The 19,700-nt window shown below is 69.1% G+C and carries 20 protein-coding genes and 1 pseudogene; 13 read left to right on the top strand and 8 right to left on the bottom strand.

Features of this window, described 5'->3' with window-relative positions; all coding sequences use genetic code 11:
- Positions 1-22 precede the first annotated feature (22 nt).
- Entirely contained in the window at positions 23-562 is a 540-nt protein-coding gene (locus I0C86_RS19810; RefSeq protein WP_196202751.1) for an AAA family ATPase, read from the bottom strand.
- 278 nt (positions 563-840) lie between these two features.
- On the opposite strand from I0C86_RS19810, the gene I0C86_RS19805 reads away from it, so the two are divergent.
- The 4 genes and pseudogenes from I0C86_RS19805 to I0C86_RS19790 form a co-directional block, all read left to right on the top strand.
- Positions 841-1,296 (top strand): recombinase family protein, encoded by a 456-nt coding sequence (locus tag I0C86_RS19805; protein WP_196202750.1) that lies wholly within the window; start codon positions 841-843, stop codon positions 1,294-1,296.
- A gap of 58 nt (positions 1,297-1,354) precedes the next feature.
- Entirely contained in the window at positions 1,355-2,338 is a 984-nt protein-coding gene (locus I0C86_RS19800; RefSeq protein ID WP_196202749.1) for a hypothetical protein, read from the top strand.
- A gap of 688 nt (positions 2,339-3,026) precedes the next feature.
- On the top strand, positions 3,027-4,034 hold the full coding sequence (locus I0C86_RS19795; RefSeq protein WP_196202748.1) for an RNA polymerase subunit sigma-70: 1,008 nt from the start codon (positions 3,027-3,029) through the stop codon (positions 4,032-4,034).
- Positions 4,035-4,177: 143 nt separating this feature from the next.
- Positions 4,178-4,573 (top strand): annotated as a pseudogene (locus I0C86_RS19790) (O-methyltransferase); the annotation flags it as partial.
- Here the strand turns inward: I0C86_RS19790 and I0C86_RS19785 are convergent.
- The 4 genes from I0C86_RS19785 to I0C86_RS19770 all read right to left on the bottom strand — a co-directional run bounded on the left by I0C86_RS19785 (position 4,550) and on the right by I0C86_RS19770 (position 8,418).
- Positions 4,550-5,233 carry a maleylpyruvate isomerase N-terminal domain-containing protein gene (locus I0C86_RS19785; RefSeq protein ID WP_196202747.1) on the bottom strand — a complete coding sequence of 228 codons (684 nt, stop codon included), beginning with the start codon at positions 5,231-5,233 and terminating at the stop codon, positions 4,550-4,552. The pseudogene I0C86_RS19790 and the gene I0C86_RS19785 overlap by 24 nt on opposite strands.
- Positions 5,234-5,678: 445 nt before the next feature.
- Positions 5,679-6,263 carry a dihydrofolate reductase family protein gene (locus tag I0C86_RS19780; RefSeq protein WP_196202746.1) on the bottom strand — a complete coding sequence of 195 codons (585 nt, stop codon included), beginning with the start codon at positions 6,261-6,263 and terminating at the stop codon, positions 5,679-5,681.
- Positions 6,264-6,691: 428 nt separating this feature from the next.
- Positions 6,692-7,765, bottom strand: a complete 1,074-nt coding sequence (locus tag I0C86_RS19775; protein WP_196202745.1) for a sensor histidine kinase — start codon at positions 7,763-7,765, stop codon at positions 6,692-6,694.
- Positions 7,762-8,418: a response regulator transcription factor gene (locus I0C86_RS19770; RefSeq protein ID WP_196202744.1), complete on the bottom strand. Its 657-nt coding sequence runs from the start codon at positions 8,416-8,418 to the stop codon at positions 7,762-7,764. Before I0C86_RS19770 ends, I0C86_RS19775 begins: the two co-directional genes overlap by 4 nt.
- 120 nt (positions 8,419-8,538) lie before the next feature.
- Here I0C86_RS19770 and I0C86_RS19765 point away from each other — a divergent pair, with 120 nt between their 5' ends.
- The 4 genes from I0C86_RS19765 (at position 8,539) to I0C86_RS19750 (ending at position 12,755) form a co-directional block, all read left to right on the top strand.
- The gene (locus I0C86_RS19765; RefSeq protein WP_196202743.1) at positions 8,539-9,954 is read left to right on the top strand and encodes a phthalyl amidase; all 1,416 of its coding nucleotides are present in this window, start codon (positions 8,539-8,541) and stop codon (positions 9,952-9,954) included.
- Positions 9,955-10,303: 349 nt separating this feature from the next.
- A complete protein-coding gene (locus I0C86_RS19760; RefSeq protein WP_196202742.1) occupies positions 10,304-10,903 on the top strand; it encodes a VanZ family protein in 600 nt (199 codons plus the stop codon).
- Positions 10,904-11,389: 486 nt separating this feature from the next.
- Positions 11,390-12,262 carry an SDR family NAD(P)-dependent oxidoreductase gene (locus I0C86_RS19755; RefSeq protein WP_196202741.1) on the top strand — a complete coding sequence of 291 codons (873 nt, stop codon included), beginning with the start codon at positions 11,390-11,392 and terminating at the stop codon, positions 12,260-12,262.
- Positions 12,263-12,281: 19 nt separating this feature from the next.
- A complete protein-coding gene (locus I0C86_RS19750; protein ID WP_196202740.1) occupies positions 12,282-12,755 on the top strand; it encodes a MerR family transcriptional regulator in 474 nt (157 codons plus the stop codon).
- Between the two features lie 139 nt (positions 12,756-12,894).
- Here the strand turns inward: I0C86_RS19750 and I0C86_RS19745 are convergent, their stop codons facing one another.
- Positions 12,895-13,884: a LysR family transcriptional regulator gene (locus I0C86_RS19745; RefSeq protein ID WP_196202739.1), complete on the bottom strand. Its 990-nt coding sequence runs from the start codon at positions 13,882-13,884 to the stop codon at positions 12,895-12,897.
- Between the two features lie 88 nt (positions 13,885-13,972).
- Between I0C86_RS19745 and I0C86_RS19740 the strand changes: the two genes are divergently transcribed.
- Positions 13,973-14,896, top strand: coding sequence for a zinc-binding dehydrogenase (locus I0C86_RS19740; RefSeq protein WP_196202738.1), 924 nt, complete (start codon positions 13,973-13,975; stop codon positions 14,894-14,896).
- Positions 14,893-15,873 (top strand): alpha/beta hydrolase family protein, encoded by a 981-nt coding sequence (locus I0C86_RS19735; protein ID WP_196202737.1) that lies wholly within the window; start codon positions 14,893-14,895, stop codon positions 15,871-15,873. The genes I0C86_RS19740 and I0C86_RS19735 overlap by 4 nt, the downstream gene beginning before the upstream one ends.
- 130 nt (positions 15,874-16,003) lie before the next feature.
- Here I0C86_RS19735 and I0C86_RS19730 read toward each other — a convergent pair whose 3' ends face one another.
- Positions 16,004-16,471: an HNH endonuclease signature motif containing protein gene (locus I0C86_RS19730; protein WP_196202736.1), complete on the bottom strand. Its 468-nt coding sequence runs from the start codon at positions 16,469-16,471 to the stop codon at positions 16,004-16,006.
- A 149-nt stretch (positions 16,472-16,620) separates the two neighbouring features.
- On the opposite strand from I0C86_RS19730, the gene I0C86_RS19725 reads away from it, so the two are divergent.
- A complete protein-coding gene (locus I0C86_RS19725) occupies positions 16,621-17,616 on the top strand; it encodes a tyrosine-type recombinase/integrase (protein ID WP_196202735.1) in 996 nt (331 codons plus the stop codon).
- Between the two features lie 34 nt (positions 17,617-17,650).
- Positions 17,651-18,124: an SUKH-4 family immunity protein gene (locus tag I0C86_RS19720; protein ID WP_196202734.1), complete on the top strand. Its 474-nt coding sequence runs from the start codon at positions 17,651-17,653 to the stop codon at positions 18,122-18,124.
- Positions 18,125-18,174: 50 nt separating this feature from the next.
- Here I0C86_RS19720 and I0C86_RS19715 read toward each other — a convergent pair whose 3' ends face one another.
- The gene (locus tag I0C86_RS19715; RefSeq protein ID WP_196202733.1) at positions 18,175-18,957 is read right to left on the bottom strand and encodes an alpha/beta hydrolase; all 783 of its coding nucleotides are present in this window, start codon (positions 18,955-18,957) and stop codon (positions 18,175-18,177) included.
- A gap of 227 nt (positions 18,958-19,184) precedes the next feature.
- Here I0C86_RS19715 and I0C86_RS19710 point away from each other — a divergent pair, with 227 nt between their 5' ends.
- Complete coding sequence (locus I0C86_RS19710) at positions 19,185-19,577, top strand: hypothetical protein (RefSeq protein WP_196202732.1); 393 nt, start codon at positions 19,185-19,187, stop codon at positions 19,575-19,577.
- Positions 19,578-19,700: the final 123 nt, after the last annotated feature.

Genomic DNA, 19,700 nt, shown 5'->3' with positions numbered 1-19,700 from the left:
CTGCCCGCGTCACAGCCGGATATCAGGGTCCCGCTCGGAGTCCTGCCGAACCGACGGCGTCTGCGATCTGCCGGGCGGCCTGGGCGGGTGTGAGATGCGTGGTGTCGACGACCTCGGCCTCGTCGTGGAGCCACGTGCGGGCCGCCTCGGCGTAGGGATCGAGGTACTTGAGACGGAACGGGGAGGGGACGGCGTGCTCGGCCTCGATGCGCCCGAGGAGAGTGGCATGGTCGGCGTGGAGGACGAAATGTCGTACCGGGATGGCATGCCCGGCGAGGCCCGTGCTGATCTCGCGCCAGTACTGCTCGACCAGGACGGTCATGGGCATCACCAGAGTGCCGCCGGTGTAGCTGAGTACGCGGTGGGCGGTCTCGACGACGAGTTGTCGCCACGGCGGCCAGTGCTGGAAGTTGTCCGTTTCCGGCAGGCCCGGCGTGATGTCCATGAGTGTCTCGCCGACCTTCTCGGCGTCGAGAACCCGAGAGTCCGGAATCAGTTGCTGCACGAGCGCGCTCGTAGTGGTCTTGCCGGCACCGTGCGTGCCGTTGAGCCAAACGATCATGGGACCCGATGCTAGCCCGCTTGCAGGGCCGCGCTACGGGAGCGGCACGCGGCCGGTACGGCTTCACGGCATCGGCCGCCTCCAGCATCGCGGGCTTCAGCCCCGCGGTCCTGAACTCCGGGCACTGCGGCCCGGCGGACCGCAGGCGCCGGCCGCTGATGTCTTCCCGAGCCGGGGTGTCTCGGTAATTGTCGTTTCCGGACGGTCGACAGCGGGTCGCGGCCACCGGCGTCTGACCAGGGTCGGCGGGTCCCGAAACCCGTCCCGCAACTGAGGTAGTGGAGACCGCCAGCACGCGCGGCGACCGGCCGGAACTGCGCGCCACCCTCGACCGGCTCCAGCCCGGCGACACCTTGGTGATCTACAAGCCGGACCGGGTCGCCCGCTCCATGAAGGAACTGCTGGTGTTCCTCGAAGACGAGCTACACGCCCGCGGCATTCTCCTGGAGATCCTCACCAGCGTGTGCGCCGGCGTCCACCGCCCCAACGGCGCGACCATCGCCGACCAGCTCGACGTCGCCCCCGGCCGCCAAACCCGGGGCGAGTCGGTGACCGCCCTCTCCGCCCACCCCGGCGTCGGCCGGTCCACCCTCTGCCGGGGCACCGCAACCCGACGCCGCCAGCTAGGGCCCCGATCAAAGTTGGCGGGTGCAGCGTCTGATCCCGATATTGAGCGGCCTTCCACGCGAGTGATCGTTACTCTGACGGCGTCGCTGGTCGGTCTGCTCGGGTAGACAGTGAACGCAGGCGGAGCGAGCGTTGAAGTGGGACACCTAGCGCAATGGAGAGGTCATGACCGCGGGTGACCCCGCCCTCGTCGATGCCGCTCAACTTCTTGCGTCCGCGATACGTCATCTGGGCGAGGACGATTCGCGTAGGCCCATTGCGGAGATCCCGACCCTGGACGAGAGAGCTTCTCGCCCGTTCCGGCCGTTTCCCGCGCTTGCGATTGCGATCGCCACCCATGTCATCACGGCCTGGGAGCTGAAGACGTTTCAGGTCGAGCGGGCTGATCAGGGCGACCGGATCCGTTACTTCACCGCCATCGACGACCATGGCCCGCGCCTTCGTGCATGTACGGTCTTCGTGCCCGAACTCGGTACTCAGCGGGTGGTCGAGATGTGCGGGCACAGTTGGTGCCCCAACACTGCCCCGGCGGGCCCTGGGAGTCGTTGCTGGAATCATCTCGGTGACCCACCCCCGGAAGGGCTCTGGCGTGCTTCGCCTCGTCTCGGTGACTTGGGGCCAGGCGAGGACGATCGTGCCTACTGGCTTCGTCGGGCAGCGGACGTGGCCCGGGCGAAGGATTATGCCCGCGGACGCAGCCGGGCAGAGCGCCTCGCCGTCGCCGCGGCTGGGGCGGGCCTGCCGCTGGAGGAGGTTTGCCGGGCCACCGGGGAGGCTGCCTGGGTGGTGCGGGCTCTGATTGAGGATCCGTTGCCCCTTCCAGATGATGTTGATGATGCCGACGATGCCGACCTCTGGCCCCTGGTTCTGATTCCGATTCGTGACATCACTGCATTGGATGTCCGCCACGTCTACGGCACCCTCGATGGCGTCCTCACCAATCTGGCGCCGGACAAGGTTCTGGCCCGCCAGGGCGTTCCCTACACGTACTTCCGTCCGATCGAGCGTGGTCCGCTCGTTGTCAATGCGGGCGAGGTCCGCTTCACCTTGGAATGGTGGCAGGCGCAGGATCATCTGCCCCGTCATCAACTTGTTGCGCGCGCAGACGAGCAGAGGCGGGAAATGTACCGGCCCGAGGACGAGTGGTAAACCTGCGGCCACCCGATGTTACCACCTCATCCGGTGGCCGGTCGCAGAGCCGCCACCTCGGCGACAGACTGGATCGCGGCAATCCCCCCGTCGGGACCTTCTCACCCCCGCCCCTATCGCCGACTGCGATGCTGGCTCTCAGGGTTGGATCAAATCGGTCGGAGCCATTCGTTGATGGCGGCGAGGTGGACGGTGGCTTCGTAGCGGACGGTGAGGACACGCCCCAGGTGATCCTGCCGGCTGCGTCGGCACGGGCCTGCAACGCGGTGAGGACCTGCTGCCAGGTACCGTCGCGCTGCCAGCTCCGGAACATGGCGTACGCCGATGCCATCAGGTCGCGGGGAGCACGGACGACGCCTGGTCGAGAAGCTTCTGGTACTGCTCCGGGTGGTCGACCTTCAGCCTGCCCATCAGCTCGGTGATGTGAACTGAACCAGCCTTCGGTGCCGTACGCGGGAGCTCCTCACCAGACGGCCTCCGAGTAGCAGGCGCCGAAAAACAACGCTTAGCCACGTGCTGGCCCCACCTCGACATCGAGGGTGTGCCCGACCAGGAGCACGTCCCGGATGGATCGACCCGACCGGCCTACCTGGCGAATGGCCCGGCGTCAGCGGCTTCACCGATCAGAAATCCTCCGCCACGTCGTCAGTTCTGTTAGCTTCTCGCACCGGTGGAAGGATTGGTGACCATGACCGATGCCAGACAGCCGGGCGCCGACGGGGCCAGGTTCATCGCGGCGGTCCGCTCAGGCGACACGGCGCGGTTCGCACAAATCACGGAGCGTCACCGGCGTGAGTTGCAGGTGCACTGCTACCGGATGCTCGCGAATTACGAGGATGCCCAGGACATGACGCAGGAGACGTTCCTGCGAGCGTGGAACAAGCGAGAGTCGTTCAAGGGCCACGCGGCCCTGCGGACCTGGCTGTACCGGATCGCGACGAACGCCTGCCTCGACTTCCTGGAGAAGCGCAACGACCGCACACCCGTACCGTCCGAGCTGGCGGACGTCGGCTCCGAGGTGCTGTACCTGCAGCCCTACCCGGACCGGATGCTCCCGGAGGACCCGCAGGAATCGGTGGTGGCGCGGGAGACGATCGAGCTGGCGTTCATCGTCGCCGTCCAGCACCTGCCGCCGCGGCAGCGAGCGGTGTTCATCCTGCGCGACGTCCTCGGCTGGCCGGCGTCGAAGGCCGTCGACGCCCTCGAGCTGACCGTCGCATCGGTGACCAGCGCACTGCAGCGGGCGCGCGTGACGATGCGCGAGCAGCTGCCGGACCGCCGCCTCGACTGGCGGAGCCCCGCCACCCACGAGCTGTCGAACGACGAGCGCGCCGTGGTGAAGTCGTATATCGACGCCCATGAGCGCAACGACCTCGACGGGCTGATGTCCCTGCTGCGCGACGACCTGCGCTTCGCGATGCTGCCCGAGGCGGGCACCTCGGTCATCACGGCCAAGGACGCGGTGGACGGCTGGGTCTCCGGTGGGCTCTTCCAGCGCGGCCACGACGACTGGCGCTGTATCACCACGACCGTCAACCGCATGCCCGCCGCCGCGCTGTACCTCCGCACCCCCGACGACCCGGAGTACCGGCTATTTGCCATCGCGGTCCTGCACATCGTCGACGGAAAGATTGCCGAACTCACCGGATTCGACGCCACCGACGCACCATGGTTGGACCTGCCCCCGACACTGTGATCACACATGTCCCCATCGTCGACGAGTCGAGCGCGCGGGCCGCCGTCACCGAAGTCACCGGGAATGAGACCCCGACCGGCTGAACACCAACTCGACAACGCGAACACCGCCGCCCCGCCGGCGTTGCCGGCGGGGCGGCGTCGGACAGTCTCACTGACCTGATCGCTCGCAGGGTCGAGCCGTATGACCTGGTGTTCATCGACGCCGACAAGCCGAACAACCCGCGCTACCTCGAAGGGTCTCTGCAGCTCACCTGGCCTGGCAGCGTAATCGTGGCGGACAACGTCGTGCGCGACGGCGCGGTCACCGATCCCGACAGCACCGACGAACGTGTCCAGGGAGTGCGCCGCTTCATCGAACTGGTCGGCGCGGACCGCGGCTGGACGCCACCGCGTTGCAGACCGTCGGCTCGAAGGATGGGACGGTTTCGCCTTGGCCCTGCTCCGATAGCCCACCCGATACTTGAAGCACGGGTGAATGTACTGCTTGCCGCCAGCCGGACGGTCTCTGGCCACTCAGCCGAGGGCGAGGGCACGTAGTCCAAGCCTTGCCAGGTCGGCCGCCTCGTCCGGCGTGACCGGCGCGCGGCCGCTGGTCTTGCGCAGTAGTGTCACCGGATCCCATCCGAGCGTGCTGACGGCCGGCCGCCAGTCAGCGCCGAAGAGCAACTGCTGTAGATGGTGCGCGGCCGGTGCTGTTAGCCATGGCTGCTGCTCCAGCGCATCGGCGACGTCCAGACCGTGGACGGCCAACTCGACCACGCGGGTGGAGAGGAAGTCCGTCAGCAGCATGGCGTCGCCGTGCCGGGTCTGCACGATCCTGCCTGCGCCTTGCTGGCGGCAGATTGTGACCACAGTCGTTGCCGTCTCCGCCAGATCCTGCACGATCGCGGCGCCGTCGAGGCCGGCCGCGCGACCGCGTGCCGTTTCGACCCGGCTGGTGTTCGCCGTGTCGCTGAACCGGTGGTCGGGACGGTAGTAGCCGGTGGCAGTCGTGTCCGCCTGGCGCGGCTCCGGCGCGGCGATCATGTCGGGTACGCGGGCCAGCACGGTGATGACGTGACCCACCACGTCGCGGACCCGCCAGGGAGCGCAGCGGGTGGCCCGTTCCCATGCCGAGGGAGCCAGTTCGTCGAGAGCGCCGATGAAGACCTCGGCTTCAGCCCGGAACGCGATGAGGGCGGGGTCGTCCGTGGTCATGCACACCATGCCTTCGCTCGTCCACGGCCTCGGGCCAGGACGACCTCGGCATGCCGCCTATCGATTCCGTCCCACTTCAGGCACTCGTGACCTTCCATCGCACATGCGACCCGGCCGGGCGGCATGTCGAGCACGACGGCCTCTCTCAGCATCCCGGTCTCCATGACTAATCGTTGCTTCCTCCCTGGAAGCTACGGCACGGCCGCAATCGCTACATGAGAGCAGGCCACGCCGCTCCGCGTGCTGCTCGTCAACCTGGATACGTAGAAGTCGGCAACCGACGCGGTCTTCAGCTCGCAGCCCTCGGAGTCTCAGCAAGGAACTCTGCACTGACTCTGCCCCTCGGGTCAGCTACCCAAGCGCAGGGCCTCATAGCCGAGGGTCACGGTGAGCACGCCAGGAAGGATTTCGACCTGGCCTCACGAGCCGAGCATCTGGCCCGTGCTCATCGCCTCGTCTCGTATCGGGTCAGCACCATCCCGCCGGGAAACATCCGCGTCTCCACCAGGTTCAGGTTCACCCAGCTGTCCAGGGCCGTGAAGAACGGCGTGCCGCCGCCCACCAGGACCGGGTGGGTGACCAGCACGTACTCGTCGATCAGCCCGGCTCGCATGGCCGCCCCGGCGAGCGTGGCGCCGCCGATGTCCATCGGGCCGCCGTCCTCGGCCTTGAGCCGGGTGATCTCGGCGACCGCGTCGCCGGTGACCAGGCGCGTGTTCCAGTCGACCTTGTCGATCGTCGAGGAGAACACCAGCTTCGGCATGTCCCGCCAGCGGCGGGCGAACTCGATCTCCGCCCGGGTGGCGTTGGGCCGCTGGTCGCCGGTCGGCCAGTGGGAGCTCATCGTCTCCCACAGCTTGCGCCCGTACAGCGCCAGGCCCGTCGCCGCCACCCGGTCGGACCACCACTGGAACAACTCATCGCTCGGCGACGAGTCCGGTCCCTCACCCTCACTCCAGCCGAGGTCGTCGCCGGGCGCGGCGATGTAGCCGTCCAGGGTCACGTTCATGCCAAAGATCAGTTTCCGCATCGTGCCAGCCTCCTGTGAGTTGATCTCCCACGTACAGACGGGCGCGGCGCGGAAAACTAATCGGTGCGCGATCTGCGTCCGCCGGTAGTCCTCAGAACTGGCAGAAGTGCCGGCCCTGTCAGTGCAGGTCGGGTGGCTGTGAGGGCGTGTTGGTGACCGGTAGATAGCGGGGTCTCCGGTAGATGGTTCATCGACGAGGAAGACCATCAGCCCGGAGACCTCTTGCCGCCGGACAGACCCGAGTCGCCGTCACCGGCAAGCTCGGGTGTATCCCGCTGGGCACACGAACGTGCTCTCGGCACCGCATTGCCGGGCGCGGCTGATCCCGTCGCCGGGAGTGGCCGCAGCCTGGCGCAGCCGGATGCAGGGCACCGACGTGTTTGGATACCGAAGGGAGCCGCCCGTCGTCGACATGCAGCGCCGAGGCATCACCCGGAAGTGGGGGCCTCCAGGGCCTGCGGCAGGTGTACGGCGATGTCCATGCCGCCGGTCGGCCGGGCGGTGCTGGAGATCTCTCCGTGGTGCGCGGTGACGATCGCGCGCACGATGGACAGGCCGAGCCCGGCCCCGCGGGTGCCGTTGGCGGCGCCCCGGACGAACGGCTCGAACAGCCGCCGTTCCTCGTCCGGTGTGACCGGCAGGCCGGTGTTGACGACCCGGAGGAACGCGTGCCCGTTCGCGGTGCCGGAGGTCACCGTGACGTGTCCGTCAGCGTGGTTGTAGCGCAGCGCGTTCTCCAGCAGGTTGCCGGCCATTCGTTCCAGCAGCACCGGCTCGCCGTTGGCCGGCGCCGGTCGCAGGTCGGCCCGCAGGGTGACGGCCCCGTTCGCCGCGAGGTCGGCGGCGTCGGCAACGGTCGCGGCGGCGACCGCGGCCAGGTCCACGGGCGTCCGACGGGGCGGGCCGGCCTGGCTGCGGGCCAGGACCAGCAGCCCGTTCAGGGTGCGCTGGCTGGTTTCGACGGCGGTGGCGATGTCGCCGGCCATGGCGACGAGTTCGGCCCGGTCGGGTTCGCCGTCGAGGGTGACGTCGATGGCGGTGCGCATGGTGGTGAGTGGAGTGCGTAGTTCGTGCGCGGCGTTGGCGACGAACAGGCGCTGGCTGTTGAGGACGCGGTCGCGTTCGGCGATGCCGTGCTGGATGCGGTCGAGCATGCCGTTGATGGTGGCGGCCAGCGTGGCGAGTTCGTCGGCGGGCTGGCGGACGGGTATCCGTTCGGACAGGTTCTCCGCGGATAGCCGGTTCGCGGTACCGGAGATCGTGCGGATGGGGCGCAGTATCCGCCCGGCCACCACCCAGCCGGTCAGCCCGGCCAGCGCGGTCACGACCAGCAGCGCCGGTGCGGCCTGGGTCAGCAGCTTGGACATCGCCTCGTCGATATGCAGCCGCAGGCTGTGAAACAGCAGCAGGTACGTCAGCGCCGTGAGCAGGAACCCGGCGGCCAGTACGAGGCCGGTGTACAGCAGCGCGAGACGGCTGCGGGCGGTCAGCCGCCGGATCATGGAGTGATCCGGTATCCGGCGCCGGTCACGGTTTCGATCAGTGGTGGATCGCCGAGCTTGCGGCGCAGGCTGCTGACGGTGATCCGCACCGCGTTGGTGAACGGGTCGGCGTGCTCGTCCCACACCTTGTCCAGCAGCGTTTCCGCGCTCACCACGGCGCCGTCGGCGGCGAGCAGCCGTTCCAGCACCCCGAACTCCTTCGGGGTCAGCGACAGCAGCCGACCATTCCGTTCGACGGTCCGCCGCGACGGATCGAGTTCGATATCCCGCGCGCCCAGTACCGGAGGGCGGGCCGGCGTGCTGCGCCGGGCCAACGCACGCACCCGGGCGACCAGCTCGACGAACGCGAACGGCTTGCCCAGGTAGTCGTCGGCGCCCAGGGCCAGCCCGTCCACCCGGTCGGACACGGCACCGGACGCGGTGAGCATCAGCACCCGGGCTGCGCCGCGCTGCGCCAACAGCCGGCACACGGTGTCGCCGTGCACCACCGGAAGGTCCCGGTCCAGGATCACCACGTCGTACGGGGTGATGTCGCATTTGTCCAGCGCCTGCTGGCCGTCGTGCGCCACGTCCACGGCGCAGCCGTGCTTGTGTAACCCGGCGGCGATGTACGTGGCCAGCGGCTGTTCGTCCTCGACCAGCAGCACCCGCATCCGCCCAGTATCCCCAGCGCGACATATGGGTGGCGTATGGGTCGGCGATCGGTTGCCGATAGACGGTCGGCGGTAGACCTGCAACGGTCCGTTTAGTTCGATCGGGAAAGGACCGTGATCATGAAGATCGGATCAGCCGCCCGCTGGTTCGCCGTGGCCCTGCCCTTAACTGCGGCGCTCGTCACGCCCAGCCACGCCGCCCAGGCCGCGCCCGTCGCCTGCCCCACGCCGGTGCCGAGCACCACCAAGCCCGGCTACACAGTCGCCGATCCGAACTGCGACCCCAACGGCACCCCGTTCCAGCCGCTCACCGACGCTGGCGGCAATCCCGTCAGCAAGACCTACACCGCCATCGAGAACGGCGCCGCCTTCCGCATGGAGGTGCCGCTGGCCTGGAACGGCGAACTCGTCGTGTTCGCGCACGGCTACCGCGGCGCAGGAACCACCGTGCGGGTCGAGAGCCCCACCCTGCGGGCCCACTACGTGGCCCGGGGCTTCGCCTGGGCCGCGTCCAGCTATCAGACCAACGGGTACGACGTCGGGCAGGGCGTACGCGACTCGCATGCGCTGATCGCCCAGTTCGCCCGCGTCCACGGCACGGCGGCCCGCGCGGTCTACCTGACCGGTGGATCGATGGGCGGCCACATCACGGCGGCGGCGATCGAGCGGTTCCGCGGCTCGTTCGTCGGCGCCATGCCGTACTGCGGCGCCCTCGGCGACGCCGAGCTGTTCGACTACTTCCTCGACGCGACGGTGACCGCGGCCGCGCTGTCCCGCGTTCCTCTGCAGTTCCCCCTGGAACCGCCGACGGACTTCTCGACCACCTTCCGCGAGACGGTGGACGACATCACGGCGGCGCTCGGCGTCGGTGTCGGGCAACCACCGACCCTGACCCACGCCGGGCGGCAGTGGTCGGACGCGGTCGAGCGGCGCTCCGGCGGGGAGCGGCCGGGCTTCGACAGTTCGTTCGCGTTCTGGAGCGCGCTCAGCGGGCTGACGCCGAACACCGACATGCCGTTCCTGTTCGGGGTCTACCCCGGCCTCGACGGCGGCACGGACGGCAACCTCACGTCCAACCGGTCCACCTGGTACAACCTGGACGATCACTGGCTGCCGAGCTCGGACGAGATCAAACTGAACCTGACGGCGCTTCGGGTCGACCGCACGGCCGAGCCGAGCCCGGACCTCACCGGCGTGCCGCGCGTGCACGGCGATCCACGCATTCCGGTGCTGTCGCTGCACAACATCGGCGACCTGTTCGTGCCGTTCTCGATGGAGCAGGTCTATGCGACCCGCGCCGGCGGGCACGGACAGTCGCGGCTGTTCGTGTCGCGCGCGATCCGGGCCACCGGGCACTGCGACTTCACCGGCGCTGAGCTGGCCCGGGCCTTCGACGACCTGGTGAGCTGGGTCCGCACCGGGCACCGTCCAGCCGGGGACGCCATCCTCGACCGGCGCGTGGTGGCCCGCGACGACTTCGGCTGCCAGTTCACCGTCGGCGTCCGGGCGGACTTCGCCGCGCCCGCCTGCCCCTGACGCATACCCGCGCCGAGCTTGCGGTGGTGGCGGAACAACCACCACGCAACAGGCGCGGATCCGTCCACCGCCGTAAGCGGCGCGGTTCAGGCCCGGGGTCGCGGCACAGTTACCAGAAACGCCAGGGGCGCCGCGGCGGTCACGTTCAACGAGTCCACCCCATTGGGCCTGGGAATCGTGACGCGGACAGGCCCGTACCCTCCGCGCCGAGCAGCAACGCCGGCCGCTCGCGCGCAGGGCGCGGCGGGGCCTCGACTACCCGATCACGCTCCGGCAGCGGTCGGCTGGACCAGCCGCCGGGCAAGGGCGGCCCGAGTGGACTTCACGGTAGGAGAGAAGTGGAGGTGGCATGCTCCAGGGGTGGCACGGCTGGGTCGGTACGTTCACTGGCGTCGTACTTCTCACGGTGGCCGTACTGCCGTTGGCCGCGCTGATGGTGTGGGCATTGGCACGCCGTCGGATTGTCACCGGTACCAGGCCGGGGTGGGCGTGGCGGATGTCGTTGGCCGAGGTCGGCATCGTCTACGGGACGGTGCCGTGGATTTGGATGATCATGTTGCCGGGTGAGCGGGCCGGCGCCGTCCCCGGTCGGGTGAGTCTGGTACCGCTGCGGGATCTGTTCACGATCCTCGCCGACGGGGGTCCGGTGACGGCGACGGGTCAGGTCGTCGGCAACCTGCTGGTGTTCGCGGCGCTGGGGTTCCTCGCCCCGCTGCGGTTCGCGGCGCTGGCCTCGGTACCGCGGATCCTGGCCCTGGCGGCGGGCTGCTCGGTCCTGGTCGAGGTCGCGCAGTACGTCCTGCGGCTGGACCGGGTGTCCTCGGTGGACGACGTACTGCTCAACACCGCCGGCGCCGGCCTGGCCGCGCTGGCATCACGCCGCTGGTGGCTCGCCCCGGCCGAGACGTCGTCAGACCGACCTCGACCGGCCCCGGCACCGGGACGCTGATCTGCCGATGGTCTTGGGGCAAAACGCTCCGTGCCACCGTCACGAGATGAGTCATGCAGGAGCAGCCGATGATCACCGATGCGACGCTCGCCGCTACGGGGATCGGAGGTCTACCGACACCCCGTCAAGGGGCAGGCAACGGCACATTTACTGGATTGCTATTACCGATAATTCGATAATCTAGCTCCACGAGGCGTCGGAAGCACGTGGAAGCGGCTCGGAGCGAGTACATCATAATGACAGTTCTTTACCGTAAGGGATCACGCTGGTGTAATCCGGCCGCTCGCTGCGATTCGCTGTGGGTGGCCCGGGCGTCCGGGTCGTCGCGGAACCGGTCGAAGGCGACCATCGGCGCGCTCCCCGGCGTGCAACCGTGCCAAGACCGAGATCGTCGGGCGGTGGATCAAGCGGGTCGGGCCGCTCGTCGCCCCCCGAGGCTGAGCGCGGCTTGCTTTCAAGCGCGCTCGAAGCCTTAGCGTCGGGGCCGTGACCACGACGAACGAGACGAAGACATGGATCATCACGGGCGCGAGTTCGGGTCTCGGCCTGGCACTCGCCGAGGCGGCACTCGCGGCCGGCGAGCACGTGATCGGGACCGCGCGACGGGCCGACCGGTTCGACGGGCTCAAGGCGCGGTACGGGGATCGGCTCCTCGCCATCGAGCACGATGTGCGCGACACGGCGGGAGCGGCCGCGGTCGTGCGGCGGGCGCTGGAGGTGTTCGGGCGCGTCGACATGCTCGTCAACAATGCCGGCGCCGGACAGGTCGGCGCCGCCGAAGAGATCACGGATGCCGCGCTGCGGGCCATGCTCGAGCAGCACCTGTTCGGCCCTGCCGCCTATGTGCGTGCGGTGCTGCCCCACCTGCGGAAGCGTCGCTCGGGTGCGATCGTGCAGATGAGCAGCCAGGGCGGGCGGATGTCGTTCCCGGCCGTCGGCAGCTACTCAGCCGGCAAGTTCGCGCTCGAGGGCTGGTCGGAGGCGCTCGCGGGCGAGGTCGCACCGTTCGGCATCCGCGTCCTCATCGTCGAGCCCAGTCGCTTCCGCACCGCGTTCAACGCGGCCGACGTGCTCAACACAGCGCAGCAGAGCTCGATCTACGACGAGGCCATCGGTGCCGTGCGCGCGAACATGGCCGAGGCCGACGGCATCCAGGAGGGCGACCCGGTACGCGCCGCCCGGGTGATCCGCGACATGCTCGACACCCCCGACGCGCCGCTCCGGCTCCCGCTCGGTGCCGAGGCGGTTCGGCATCTCACCCGCGTCTATCGCGGTGCGCTCGACGACGTCGAGAAATGGGCGTCTGTGAGCGAGTCGGCAGACTTCCCAGGCATGCTGCCCGCGGTGCGTGCGTTCTGACCGCCGTACGCTGTGGGCCATGGCCACCCAAGCGCTGATCGAACGCATCCTCGCTGCCAGCGACGGGCCATCCTCGTCGGCGATCGATGCGCTGCACGAGCTGCTCGACGACGCCACGATCGAGGCCTCGGCGATGCCCAAGAGTGTCGCCGAGGCCGCCCGGCTCGTCGGCCTGTCGACGCACACCCTCCGGTACTACGAGCAGGAGGGACTCGTGCGGCCCGCTCGCAACGCCTCCGGGTACCGCGAGTACTCCGCGTTCGACCTGCGCCGCCTCGTCTTCCTCACCCGGATGCGCCTGTCCGGCATGACCATGACCGACCTCAAGCGCTACACCCTGCTCGTCGAGCAGGGCCCGAGCACCATCCCGGACCGCCGCCGCATCATGCTCGACCAGCAGGACCGAATCACGCGCCAGATCCGTGAGCTCGGCCTGGCGCTGGAGACCACCGAGTACAAAATCCGCGTGTACGACGGACACCCGGAAGGCTGACGCCCGCCGCTGCCCAACGGGCTGATGTGATGCTGTTTCATAGGTGTTCGCCTGTGAAACAACCAGCGCCGACGGCGCCAACCTGCTGCGAGCACGTTTCATGGGATGGCGGGCTGGGACAGCTACCCAAGCGCCGAGCCTAGTCGGCGCGAGGGCTGTCGGCGACGGTACGGCCGCCCTCATCCTCGAACCGGTTCGCCAGAGCTGGAAGGCTGGATTCCGGCAGCCAGTCGCGGCTGGGGTCGTACTCCAGCCAGCGGTTGCGCCCGGCTTCCGCCACGAAGGCGTTCACCAGGGCGCCCATCAGTGGATGCCCGCGGCCGCGCCACAGCAGCGACCAGGCGTACAGGGGTGTCGGTTCCACCAGCGGGACCAGCCGAATCTCCGGGGTCTGGGGGAGCGGTACGTCGGCCGGCAGCAGCGAGAAGCGACGCGGGTCCGCAGCCAGGTCGGCGAGGAAGTGGTCAAGCCCCAGATTGGCGCCCTCAGCGTGGTCGCGGACACCGAAACGCTCCGCAAAGCGGTGCAGGAAGTCAAGCCGGTCCAGCGCTCCGGGAGTCCACAGCACGCTGTCACGCAGCTGCTCGGGCCGGAGCGCGGGTTCGCTCGCCAGCGGATGGTCAGCGCTGAGGATCGCGTCCACCGGCTCCAGACGTACCAGCCGATGCGTCAGCCCGGCGGGCAGCGGCGGGTGGACGCGACCGAAGGCGGCGTCGATGTCGGCGTGCAGCAGCGCGGCCGCCGCCGACGGCAGGTCGCGCCCGTGTCCCAGCTCCAGGCGTAGTTCACTGGTCCGCGCCGCCGCCTGCGCCACCGTGCGCATCGGTGCGTACAGATGTCCCCACACGTCGATCCGCAGCGGCCGGTGCACATCCAGTACCGCGGCCACGGCCAGGTCCGCGGCGGCCAGCGCCTGCCCGGCCGGTTCCAGAAAGCGGTGGCCGGCTTCGGTGAGCCGCACGCCTTGACCGCCGCGGTCGAACAGCTGCATGCCGAGCCTGGATTCCAGGCGCGCGATTCGTTTGGACAGGGCCTGCTGCGAGATCGACAGCTTCTCGGCCGCTTGGCCGAAGTGCAGCTCCTCGGCCGCCAGCACGAACGCGCGAACCTGTGCCAGGTCAAGATCCACGCTCTCACCTTAGGTGACAACCGATGGTTGTCGCCTGATCTGGTGCGTTGTTGGCTGGCGCGGCACCATCGCCGGTTTCATGACCGGCATGCAGAGATTGATCCCAACCGGAGACCCGGCACGCCCGGCTGAGTTCTCCCGGGACGCCCAGCCCGTTCCGGCGGCGGACGAGGCATTGATCAGAGTCCAGGCGTTCGCCCCGAACCGCGGTGAGACGTTCCTGCTGGAAGAGCCGCGTCCAGGCCTGATTCCCGGCAAGGACGTCGCGGGCCTGGTGGTTCAGGCGGCCGCCGACGGCTCCGGCCCGTCGATCGGCACCCGGGTGGTCGGCCACCCGGCGATGGGTGGCTGGGCCGAGTACGTGGCCGTGCCGACCCACTCGCTTGCCGTACTGCCCGACGAGATCAGCGCCGTCCAGGCCGCCGCCCTGCCGCTAGCCGGGATCACCGCGCTTCGGTTGCTGCGTACGGCCGGTGCCGTGACGGGCCAGCGGGTACTGCTGACCGGCGCCTCGGGCGGGGTGGGTCACTACCTGACCGAACTGGCCGCCGCCGCGGGCGCGGAACTCACCGCGGTGACCGCCACGCCAGCGCGTGGTGAGCGGTTGCGCGGGCTGGGTGCGGCAACGATCGTGCACGATGTGGCCGACGCGCGAGGGCCGTTCGATGTGGTGCTGGAGTCCACCGGCGGCGCCGATCTGCCGGTCGCGCTGGCCAAGCTGGCTGCGGGAGGGACGCTGATCTGGTTCGGTCAGGCCAGCCGTACCCCGGTTACGCTCGACTTCTTCGATTTCTTTGCCGGTCCGGAAGCGGCGGTGATTCGGCATTTCCACTATGTCGGCGCGCCGTACGGCCACGACCTGGCCACGTTGGTGCGCCTGGTCGCTAGCGGGCGGCTGCATCCCGAGATCGGCCGCGTGGCGGACTGGAGCCAGGCTGCCGAGGTCTTGGTTGACCTGCGGGAACGGCGCATTCGCGGCAAGGCGGTCCTCACGACGGGGACAGCGCGATGAGCGCCGCGGAATTCGCCGCCGCCAATCTGACACGAGCCACGGGGGCCGGACTGGACCCGCACGAGTACCAGCGCGTCACCAGCGAACCGACGTCCCTGGACAGGTGGGGTGAAGCCTTCATCCGCGCCGCACGGCAGCACCTCGCACGGGCGGAACAGGCAGCCTCGCCCGTTTCGGCAGGCGAGCACTACCAGGCGGCGGCGCGCTGGTTCCACTTTGCCACCCTGGCGCCGCGTGCCGAGCATCCGCAGGCCGCAGCCGACGCCGACGCCGCCATGGGCCGCGCCCTGGCGCTCTTGGAACCGCACGCCCGGCGGATCGAGGGAGACTGCTTCACCGGCTGGCTGCGCGGCTCCGCCGACCCGCCGGTCGCCGTCATCGTCGTGCCAGGCCTGGACTCGGGCAAGGAGGAGTTCCAGACCGTCACCTCGGCCTTACTGCGCAGGGGCGTGGCGGTGTTCGCGATGGACGGCCCCGGGCAGGGCACACTCGCGTCCACCTCGACCGTCCGGCCCGACTACCACGACGTGATCGGACGGGTCATCGACGCGCTCGGCGTCGACCGCGTCGGGCTCATCGGGCTCAGCCTGGGCGGCTACTACGTCGCCGAGACGGCCGCCCGCGAAACCCGCGTCGCGGCCGCCGCCACCGTCAGCGGCCCCTTCCGCCTGGACTGGGATGACCTACCGCCCTTCGTGCAGGACCTCCTCACCCGGCGCGCCGGCGGGTCCCGGGCGGCCCGCGACTTCGCCCGCCAGGTCGACCTGTCCACGCTGGCGCCACGCATCGCCGTCCCGCTCCTGGTCGTGGACGGTGGCCAGGACGTCATCCCCGGCGTGACCAACGGCGAACCGCTGGCCCGTACGGCGCCGCACGGCGAATACCTGCTCGTCCCGCACGGCGACCACCTGCTCGGCAACGCCCAGCCCGACTGGCTGCCCGCGACCGCCGACTGGCTGTCCGGAAAACTGCGGTGAACCAATTCATCGACAAGATCGTCCTGATCGCCGGTGGCACCAGCGGTGTGGGACTGGCCGCCACTCGATCTGAACGAGCACGACACCCGTCGCCCGACCGGACGCCGAACCCCCAGATTTGTGGCCGGGATCAGTCCGTTGCCCGGCCGTAGCTGGCGCGGCCCTCGGCAACCTGGCGTGCCTGCCGCTCGCGCCACCGCTTCTGCGCGTCGCCGTTGCAGCGTCGGCAGACCTTGCGGTAGCGGCCGGTACGGGTATCGATCTCGCGGTCGTGTCCGTTGCGGCACCGAGGCTGCTGCTTGCGACCACGACAGTTCTCGGCGTGGCTGACCTGACGCAGGTGGGTCGGCTCGATACAGTCCGGCACACCGCAGACGTGGTCGACCTCCAACTCAGGATCGTAGTCGCCGACGAAGGCGACGTACGCGGCGATGTGGGCCCATGCCCGACCTGCGACCTTCTGGTACACGCCTCGCTGGCTGCCGTAGCCGCGTACGACGAGGCAGCCGTCTTCCGTGCGGGCCGAGCGGTCCAACAGGTACGTCCGGAGCGTTTCCTCGGTGAAGTGGCGGGACAGGCCTCTGATCTGGGAGAGCACGCCGGGAGGATAGCCCGCACTTCCGATACTTTTCGTGGTCGGCGGAGGACTACCCCGTTACTCTGACCCGGCCGGCGGTCATCCGACGATGGTGTTCTGCCGGGCGCGCCTCGGCACGGATCCGCGTACCAACTGGGAACCTTCTTCACATGCTGTCTTCCGAAGTCGTGCCCCGCAGGTCGAGCAGCCCCGTGCTGACAGCCGCCGGACCCGCCGACTTCACCGAAGCCTGGCTGGACAACCGGCGGCTGTCCGAGCACACCCGCGACGCGTACCGGCGGGACGTCGCCGGCTGGCTGAGCTGGTGCGAGAGCCGGGGCCTCGACCCGCTGTCGGCAACGTTCCTCGACGTCAACGCGTACGCCCGTCAGTTGGAGGCGACGCTGGGGGTCCGCAGTGGCCGCCCGCTCACCCCGGCCACCGTCGCCCGCCGCCTCTCCGCCGTGTCCAGTTGGTACGGGTTCCTGGTCAAGCTGCACGCCGTCGAGGCCAATCCGGTGGCCGGCGCCGACCGCCCGCGGGTCGACCGTGACCACTCCGCCACCATCGGGTTGACCGCCGACGAGGTCGATGCGCTGCTGGCCGCGGCCGATGCCGACACCGGACAGACCGCTATCCGGAATCGGGCCGCCATCGTCCTGCTGGCCGATCTGGGGTTGCGGGTCGGCGAGTTGATCTCGCTGAACCTGACCGACCTAGGTACCGAGCGTGGGCATCGCAGCATCCGCTTCGTCGGCAAGGGCGGCAAGGTCCGTCGCCGCGCCCTCACCCCCGGCACCGCGTACGCCGTGGACGCCTACCTGGCCGCTCGGGCCGCCGACCAGGGCCTGCGCGTGCCGGAGTTGACCGGCCCGCTGCTGGTCACCGCGACCGGTGCACGGCTGGACCGGAACGCGGTGTTCCGGCTGGTCCGCCGACTCGCCCGGGCAGCAGGCATCCACGCCTGGGCGAGACTGTCGCCGCACTCGCTGCGGCACGCGTTCGCCACCACCGCCCGCGCCGAAGGGGTGTCCCTGGAGGACGTGCAGGATGCGATGGGACACGCGGACCCTCGCACGACCCGCCGCTACGACCGAGACCGGCACAACCTCGACCGCGATCCCGCGTACGTCATCTGGGCGGCCCGTGCCCGCCGACGCGGCTGACGGAACGGGGTCGGCGCTCGATATATTCACTGCCATGTCTTCGGTGGAAGAGCTCGACGGGTGGGAGTCCCTGTCGCCGCAGTTGCGGGAACGACTGGCCGCGGCCGACCTGCCGGAGTCGCTGCGACTCGACGAGTATGACCTGTTCCTACTCGGCCCCGATTTGAACTCTCGGGATGGCATGCTGCGATTTGGCTACGGCACGGACAAGTGGGGCGGCGAATTCTGTCTTGATCCGAACACGGGTGCCGTGCAGGTCGTCGCAGACAACCAGACACGGACGTTCGTGAACTCGTCGCTCGAACTGTATGCCCGCTCGCTACGCCTGGTCGCCGGTCTCGCGCCCGCGATCGTCGGTGCTGACCCGGACGGCTGGGAAGACGCCAAGAACGAGATGCAGTGGGTCATCGCGGAGTGGGATGCGCCCGCGATGACCCCGGACAACTACTGGGACTGCCTCTCCTGGGACATTGCTACCGGCAACTATGCCAACCAAGCGGATCTTTGACTTCTCCCCGAGACGTCGGACTTCGCTGATGGACGTGGATGTCTGCCTGTTTACCGCGCTCCGATCCGGCCGAGGAGGAACCGCGCCGTGACGTCGATGACGTCGTCGAAGTGCGCACCTTTGCCGGGGTAGTGGAAGCCGTGCTCGGCGTGCTCGTACTCGTGTAGCGTGCACTCGTTGCCGGAGCGCACCATCGCGTCTCGGAACCGCCGCACACCTTCGATCGGCTCGATCTCGTCGCGGGTGCCGTGGTGGATCAGCATCGGCGGATTTCCTGGTTGCACGTACCGGATCACCGAGTAGTCGATCAATCTGCCTGCGGCGATGCCGACCTGGTGTTCGAGGTGGCGCTGCACTTCGGGTTCGAACGATCCCAGATCCACTCCCGCGGGATTGAGTGCCACGACGGCAGCGACGCCGGGCTCCGGTGCCGAGGCGGGCCCGTTCGGGGCGGTCATCGCGGCGACCAGGGCGAGATGAGCCCCAGCCGAACTGCCACCCGAGGCCAGATGCGGTGCTCTCAGGCCACGCAGCGCGGCCAGCCGCCCGAACTGTTCGACCGCTCGCCTAACATCGGTGATGCAGTCGTCGATGCTGACAGCGCCATGACCGAGCAGCCGGTACCCGGCCGACACCGCGAAGATTCCGCGCGCCGCCAGTTTCTGGCAGTGCGGGGCGAGCCCGTCGGCCGACCCCTCGCGCAATGCGCCGCCATGGAACACGATGATGCCGGTGCGGGGCTGCGTCCCGTCGCCCGGCTCGAAGAGCAGCAGAGGTAGTTCCCTGCCGTCGGCGGCTTGATAGGAAGTCGAGGACTCGCGGCAGGCCGTCATTATGGCGGCATCCGATCATCAACCGCATGCGTCTGCAAGCGGATAGTGGCGGCGGGTCATCGGGGCGCGCCGTCAGGCTGCGAGTGCGAGGCGTGTGCGGTGGTGGTGCCGGCGGGCTTCGGTAGTGCATGTGAGAGTTGCCGGCCACCGACACATGGAAGGATCGGAATGTGACCTGTGACGTGTGTGGCCACGAGATGCGACGGAAGCCGGTAGCGGAGCCGCAGATGGAATCGGAACCGTCGATCAAGGAGCGGTGGTTCTGCTTCTGGTGCTACGCATGGACCGAGCTGGGACATGACCCGCGAGAGGTCTCACGGTCGCAGTACGAGGCCGTGAACGGGCGCTGGGAGCGGGCGGAATCGCCGGAGCTGCCCAAGGACGTGGGCCATGCGTACGACGAGGCGTCTGCCTACGGAGAGTACGGCATGACCCTCTGCGGCATACGGCACGACAGCGTGTCCGCCTCTCCGTACCCGTGGATGCCGGATTGGCCCGATGCCTGCCACGCCTGCAAGGCAACCGCGACCGTCATCGACCAGCGCTGGCCGCTGGCGATGCGCGGCGGGAAACGGATTCACCCCACGCCTCCTCCCGGATCACGCTGGCCCCCCTTCTAGACGAGTAGTTCCGAAGTCTGGGGTCGATGTCCGGGCATGAGGAGAGGGCATCCAAGATCATGTTGTGACGCAAGACCTGGACACCCTCTTGACCGCACTGTACGTGAAGATCGACGACATGAT

Origin of the sequence: Plantactinospora alkalitolerans, assembly GCF_015690345.1 — a bacterium.
Lineage (GTDB): Bacteria > Actinomycetota > Actinomycetes > Mycobacteriales > Micromonosporaceae > Plantactinospora > Plantactinospora alkalitolerans.
This window is presented reverse-complemented; position numbering and strand designations above follow the sequence as displayed.